At 68.9% G+C, this 6,720-nt stretch carries 5 protein-coding genes and 1 pseudogene; 4 read left to right on the top strand and 2 right to left on the bottom strand.

The genetic code is table 11. The annotated features are described in order from the left end of the window. Positions 1–274 precede the first annotated feature (274 nt). The 3 genes and pseudogenes from V8688_RS30780 to V8688_RS30770 all read left to right on the top strand — a co-directional run bounded on the left by V8688_RS30780 (position 275) and on the right by V8688_RS30770 (position 3,641). A pseudogene (locus V8688_RS30780) lies at positions 275–1,949 on the top strand (sodium:solute symporter family protein). A gap of 12 nt (positions 1,950–1,961) precedes the next feature. Next, positions 1,962–2,210 carry a hypothetical protein gene (locus V8688_RS30775; protein ID WP_218720991.1) on the top strand — a complete coding sequence of 83 codons (249 nt, stop codon included), beginning with the start codon at positions 1,962–1,964 and terminating at the stop codon, positions 2,208–2,210. A 93-nt stretch (positions 2,211–2,303) separates the two neighbouring features. Next, complete coding sequence (locus V8688_RS30770) at positions 2,304–3,641, top strand: family 1 glycosylhydrolase (RefSeq protein ID WP_342802264.1); 1,338 nt, start codon at positions 2,304–2,306, stop codon at positions 3,639–3,641. 54 nt (positions 3,642–3,695) lie between these two features. Here V8688_RS30770 and V8688_RS30765 read toward each other — a convergent pair whose 3' ends face one another. Beyond that, positions 3,696–5,276 carry an alkaline phosphatase D family protein gene (locus V8688_RS30765; protein ID WP_342802263.1) on the bottom strand — a complete coding sequence of 527 codons (1,581 nt, stop codon included), beginning with the start codon at positions 5,274–5,276 and terminating at the stop codon, positions 3,696–3,698. A 140-nt stretch (positions 5,277–5,416) separates the two neighbouring features. After that, the gene (locus V8688_RS30760; RefSeq protein ID WP_342802262.1) at positions 5,417–5,851 is read right to left on the bottom strand and encodes a DUF420 domain-containing protein; all 435 of its coding nucleotides are present in this window, start codon (positions 5,849–5,851) and stop codon (positions 5,417–5,419) included. A 159-nt stretch (positions 5,852–6,010) separates the two neighbouring features. Between V8688_RS30760 and V8688_RS30755 the strand changes: the two genes are divergently transcribed. Further along, the gene (locus tag V8688_RS30755) at positions 6,011–6,601 is read left to right on the top strand and encodes a TetR/AcrR family transcriptional regulator (protein WP_218720987.1); all 591 of its coding nucleotides are present in this window, start codon (positions 6,011–6,013) and stop codon (positions 6,599–6,601) included. Positions 6,602–6,720: the final 119 nt, after the last annotated feature.

Raw genomic sequence — 6,720 nt, 5'->3', positions numbered from 1 at the left:
TGGTCGGCGGCGGTTTCGGCGGCAGCGTGCTGGCGCTGGTCGACCGTGCGGACGGCGACCGGGTGGCCGCGCGGATCGAGCAGCGCTTCCTGACGGCGGGTCTGTCCGCGCCCCGGGTCTTCACCGTCGAACCGGCCGCCGGGGCCCACCGAGTGGCCTGAACAAAAGTTCCGCGCCGTCGCCAACGACGTCCCTGCGCCACCCGGTTCCAGGCCAGGAGGGACACGCTGTGCCGCTTGCCGTTTCCACCACCACGCTCGACGCGTCGTCGACCCTGCGTCTGGACGCCGCTCCCGTCGACTACGCGCTCGTCGCTTTGTATTTCGTGTTCGTGCTCGGCATCGGGCTGATCGCCCGGCGCCGGGTGTCCTCCAGCGTCGACTTCTTCCTCTCCGGCCGGTCGCTGCCGGCCTGGGTCACCGGGCTCGCCTTCATCTCCGCCAATCTGGGCGCGGTGGAGATCATGGGCATGTCGGCCAACGGCGCCCAGTACGGCTTCCCGACGTTCAACTACTTCTGGATCGGCGCCGTGCCCGCCATGCTCTTTCTGGGCGTGGTGATGATGCCGTTCTACTACGGCTCCAGGGTCCGCTCGGTGCCCGAGTTCATGCGCAGGCGCTTCGGCACCGGCGCGCACCTGGTGAACGCGCTGAGTTTCGCGCTGGCCCAGGTGCTCATCGCCGGGGTGAACCTCTACCTGCTCGGCACCATCGTCAATGTGCTGCTGGGCTGGCCGCTGTGGATCTCGGTGATCGTGGCGGCGGCGATCGTGCTGTCCTATGTCACCCTGGGCGGGCTCTCGGCCGCGATCTACAACGAGGTGCTGCAGTTCTTCGTCATCGTGGCGGCGCTGCTGCCGCTGACCCTGGTCGGTCTGCACCGGGTCGGCGGCTGGGAAGGCTTGCAGGACAAGGTGACCGCCTCGCCGGGCGGTGCCGCCCAGCTGAGCACCTGGCCGGGCAACGCGATGAGCGGGTTCACCGACGACTTCGCCTCGATCATGGGCATCGTGTTCGGCCTGGGCTTCGTGCTCTCCTTCGGCTACTGGACGACCAATTTCGTCGAGGTGCAGCGCGCCCTGGCGACACACTCGATCTCGGCCGCGCGGCGCACGCCCATCATCGGCGCCTACCCGAAGATGTTCATCCCGCTGATCGTGGTCATCCCCGGCATGATCAGCGCGGTGCTGGTGCCGCAGATGATCGAGTACAAGCAGCAGGTCACCGCGAATCCGGATTTCGAGGGCGACGTCACCTACAACCAGGCGCTGCTGTTCCTGATGAAAGAGGTGCTGCCGAACGGGCTGCTGGGGGTGGGCCTGGCCGGTCTGCTCGCGGCGTTCATGGCGGGCATGGCGGCCAATGTCTCCGCGTTCAACACCGTGTTCAGCTTCGACCTGTGGCAGCAGTACGTGTGTAAGGGCAGGCCCGACGGCTACTACCTGAAGGTCGGCAGGCTGGCGACGGTCGGCGCGACCGTCGCGGCGATCTTCACCGCGTTCATCGCGGGTGGATTCAGCAACATGATGGACTACCTGCAGACGCTGTTCAGCGTTCTTCAACGCGCCGCTGTTCGCGACCTTCATCCTCGGCATGCTGTGGAAGCGGATGACACCCGCCGCGGGCTGGGTCGGCCTGGTCAGTGGCACGCTGGCCGCGGTATCGGTGTTCCTGCTCAACGAGACCGGGGTGACGAACCTGTCCGGGCAAGGCGCGAGCTTCGTCGCCGCGGGCGCCGCCTTCGTCGTCGATATCACCGTCAGCGTCGCGGTCACGCTGGTCACCCGGCCCAAGCCCGCCGCGGAACTGGTCGGCCTGGTCTACTCCGAGACCCCGAAGGCGCTGCGCACCGACCCCGACGCGGACTCGTTGCCCTGGTACCAGCGCCCGGTACTGCTCGCCGGGATCGCGCTCGTGCTGGTGATCGCCCTCGACATCGTCGTCGGATAAGGAGACAGGGCCATGCTTTTCGATATCCGCACCATCATCGGCGCGTTGCTCGGTTGCTACGGCGTCGTCCTGGTGATCACCTCGCTGGTGCAGGACCCGGCCGCGCAGGAGGCCAAGACCGGCGGGATCGACGTGAACCTGTGGGCGGGTCTGGGCATGCTCGGGGTGACTGTCGTGTTCGTCGGCTGGGCGTTCCTGCGCCCGGTCCGGGTGCCCGAGACGTCCCCACTCACCCTGGAGGACTTCACCGCCGATCAGTAGCTCCCGGAATCCGCCACATATTGGACATGTGACCAGTAAAGTCCGGGCTGCTGACATCACCGCCGCTCGACCACCTGGGGAGATCCTGCCGATATGAGACGCACGCGCATCCTGTGCACGATTCTATCGACGATCGCGCTCGTGCTCGGCGGGAGCGGCACGGTCTTCGCGGCACCCAGCGGGTCCGGCACCGGCAGTGCGGCGGCCGCGCCGACGCGTGTGCCCGCCCTCGGCGCGGACTTCCAGTGGGGCGTGTCCATGTCCGGGTTCCAGTCCGAAGGTCATGCGCCGGACAGCAACTGGAGCCGCTACGCCGGTTCGGGGAAGGCGCGAGATTCGTACGGCGACTCGGTCGACTTCTACACCCGCTACGCCGAAGACATCGAACTGGCGGCCGGGCTGGGGGTACGGGTCTTCCGGCTCAGCATCGAGTGGGCGCGGGTGCAGCCGCGCGCGGATGTCTGGAACGACGACGACTTCCGGTTCTACGACGCGGTCCTGGCGAAGATCCGGGCGGCGGGGATGCGGCCCATGCTCACCCTCGATCACTGGGTCATCCCCGGCTGGGCGGCCGACCGGGGCGGCTGGACGAACCAGGGCATGGTCGCGGACTGGCTGGCCAATATGCGCCGCGTGGTCGATCGGTACGCGGCGTTCGATCCGCTGTGGGTGACCATCAACGAACCGATGGGGTACGTGGCCCAGTCGATCAAGATCGGTGACATCGGACCGCTCGACGCCGTGCCGATGTTCGACCGGCTGGTGCAGGCGCACGGAGCGATCTACGACTACATCCACCAGCGGCAGCCGGGCGCGAAGGTGACCAGCAATGTCGCGCAGTATCCGATCGTGCAGAATCTCACGGATCTGCTGTTCGTCGACCGGGTCCGGGGCAAGCTCGACTACCTCGGCATCGACTTCTACTACGGTGTCTCGCTCCAGCATCCGCCGACCACCGCGCTGGTGGGTGACGAGCTATGGAAGAACGCGATCGAGCCCGAGGGCATCTACTACGACCTGCGCACCTACGCCGAGAAGTTCCCCGGCCTGCCGATCTATGTGGTGGAGAACGGGCTGCCGACCGAGCACGGCGCCCCCCGCCACGACGGCTATACCCGCGCCGACCATCTGCGCGACACCGTGTACTGGCTCCAGCGTGCCGAGCTCGACGGCATCGACGTCATCGGCTACAACTACTGGAGCCTCACCGACAACTACGAATGGGGCAGCTACGCACCGCGTTTCGGGCTCTACACCGTCGATGTGACCGACCCCGGCCTGACCCGCCGCCCCACCGACGCGGTGGCCGCCCTGCGTGCGATCACCTCCGCGAACGGCGTCCCGGCGGACTATCGTCCGACCCGCCGACCCGCGCTGTGTTCGATCGTCACTCCCTTGCAGAGCTGCCTGCGTCCTGTCTCCGTGCCGTGAGCCTCGGGGCCTCCCGGGCATCCGACGTCGGCGCAGGAGGACCTGCCGCCGTTCTCACGCCGGAGCGGCTCCCGGAATACCGTCCTGGACGACGAAACCGGCGCGGGTGCTGATCGGTGCTCCCGGCCGGGTGACATAGGGCAGCACCCGGAAGTCGGTGCGCCACAGCCGGTGATCCAGCTCGACCCGGGCATAGCCGCGCTGCCGGTTGTAGAACTTCATGTCCGGATTGGCCGCGAGCAGCGCCCGCCCGCTATCGGGGAAGTCGGCGCCGTCACCGCCGGTGGTGATCGAGGTGCCCGTGAATTCCGTGGCCACCACGGGTGATTCGGGATCGGCGTAGTCGCCGCGCAGGTCGGCGACGTAGTTCTCGTGGCGGTCGCCGGTGATCACGACGAGATTGCCCGCGGCGCGTGCGGCCGCCGCGCCGAGCACCGTGTTGCGGTCGGCGATGTAGCCGTCCCAGGCGTCGGTGCCCAGCAACAGCTCCGGTCCCGGGTCGTAGTCGGACTGCGCCATCGCGACCTGATTGCCGAGCACCTGCCAGCGCGTGGGCGAGGTGGACAGGCCGTCGACGAGCCAGTCCCGTTGCGCCGCACCGAGGATCGTGCGGTCGGTGGCGAAGCGGTCGGCGCAGCCGGTGACCGCGGTGCCGTCGCCACAGGCCTGCGGGGAGCGGTACTGCCTGGTGTCGATCATGGTGAACTCGGCCAGATCGCCGAAACGGTAGCGCCGGTGCAGGTGCGCGCTCGGCCCGGCGGGCAGCTGGGCCAGGCGCAGGGGTTGATGCTCGTACATGGCCTGGAAGGCGGCGGCCTTGCGGCGCCGGTACAGCGGCGGCAGCCGGTACACGTCGAGACCGAGTCCCGGCTGCGCCCCGGCCCAGTTGTTGTCGAGTTCGTGGTCGTCGAGGGTGACCAGCCAGGGAAAGGCCGCGTGCGCGCGTTGCAGCGGCGGTTCGGTCTTGGCCTGGGCGTACTTGAGGCGGTACCCCGTCAGGTTCACCGCCTCGCCCTCCAGCTGGGGCGGCAGGCTCGCGCCCTGCCGCGCGAGCACCCAGGACGACTCGTAGATGTAGTCGCCCAGGTGCACCACCAGGTCCAGATCCTCGGCGCTCAGATGCTCGTAGGCGGTGTAGTACCCGGAGCTCCAGGACTGGCACGAGGCGAAGGCGAAGCGCATCCGAGCGGTCGGGCTGCCCGCCACCGGCGCGGTGCGGGTGCGACCGACGGGGGAGATCGCCGAGCCCGCCCGGAATCGATAGAAGTACCACCGATCCGGCGCCAGCCCGCCGACCTCGGGATGCACGCTGTGGCCGAGCGCGCGGGTGGCCACCGCCGCACCCCTGGCCACCACCCTGGTGAAGCGCTCGTCCTCGGCGACCTCGTAGTCGACGGTCACCGGGTCGATCGGCATCCCGCCGTACCCGTCGGGCGCCAGCGGATCGGGTGCGAGCCGCGTCCACAGCACTACGCCGTCGGCGGTCGGCTCCCCGGAAGCGACACCGAGGGAGAACGGTTCGCCGAGTGTGCGCGGCGCGGCGAAGCGGGCGCTGCTCACCGCCGACACGCCGACCGCGGCCGCGACCGAACCGGTCACGCCGAAGCGCAGGAGTTGCCGACGGGACAGCGTCATCGCCTGTCGTCCTTTCACCGTCACCGAATGCGGAGTTCCCCTCCGATTCTGTCCGGCCCGGCCCCGACACGCGAACGAGACGGCCGATCAGGCGGCGAAAGCGAGCCAGTAGAAGACCCAGCAGGACAGCGCGGTGAGCGTCATATCGATCGCCGCGACCCCGCCCACCGGCGGTGCCACGCAGCGTGCGCGCCCGGCAGCGGCGGATTGCCGAAATTGCGCACCGCCCGCACGATCACCACCGGCCACAGCAGTACCGAGGTGACGGCGAACACCAGGTGGATCGCCAGCGACGTCCACACCGCGGTGGACGCCGTGCCGCCCACGACTCCCGCGGAGCGTTCCTGCCAGCCATTGAAGCGCACATCCAGTTCGAACAGCACGACGGCGACCAGTAGCGCGACACCCAGTCCGAGCTGGATCCCGCGGTGGAGCCGGAACCGCCTGCCGACCTTGACCCGGTACACACTCCATCCGAGCGCGAGCACCACCAGCACCATCGACGTCACCATCATGTCCATGGCGATCGACGCCCTCGTGCCGAGGAAGCCGTCGATCCCACTAAGGTCGTTCATCGCAATAGCTCCGTGTCGTCGGTGCGCGGCGCAGGCCCGACCAGGTCCGGGACGCACATGAATCGCTCTTGGAGACACGGTGTCTCCAAGAGCTCGACGGCACGCTAGCACGTACCCGAACTGGAACCGGACACGGGGAAGAGAAAGCAGCCGAGGTCCATGCCCAAGATCAACGCGGACAGCGTCCGCGAGCATCGCGCCCGAGTACTCGCGGCGCTGATCGACAGCGCCGAGTTCCTCCTGGCCCAGGACAGCGAGACAACCCTGACCGCCGGGGCGGTGGCGGCCCGCGCGGGAATCGCCCGCAACAGCATCTACCGCTACGTCGACTCGATCGACGATCTGATCGAGATGGTGGCCACCCGCGGCTTCCCACGGTGGACGAGCGCGGTCCGCGACGCGATCGAGGCCGCACCGACACCCGCCGCCGGCGTGGTGGCCTACGTCCGCGTCAACGTCGAGCAGGCCGTCGACGGGGATCACGCCTGGCGCACCGCGCTCTCGCGGATGAACCTCTCGGCGCCCGCGCGGGCCCGGGTGATCGCGTTGCACACCGAACTGGCCGACCTCCTGCGCGGGGAACTGTCCGCGGCGGCGGTGACGAATCCCGCCCTGGTGACGGAGTCACTCCAGGCGCTGGTCGACGCGTGCGTGCGCCGGGTCGACGCGGGCGACGACCCGGCCACCGTCATCGACTACGCGGGCCGCGTCGCCGCCGTGCTCGTCAGCGAGGCGACGGCCGCACCGTGACCGGCTGCGCACGCAGCCGGTCGACGCGGGTCGAACTGGGCACTGCGGTCAGCAGCGCCGGATCATTTCCCCTGGAACGGCTGGTTGATCGTGGTGAAGTACTGGATGGCCGCGCCGAG

It is taken from the genome of Nocardia sp. No.11 (assembly GCF_038752175.1).
Lineage (GTDB): Bacteria > Actinomycetota > Actinomycetes > Mycobacteriales > Mycobacteriaceae > Nocardia > Nocardia canadensis.
The sequence above is the reverse complement of the archived record's forward strand: the minus strand, read 5'-3'. Positions and strand labels throughout refer to the sequence as shown.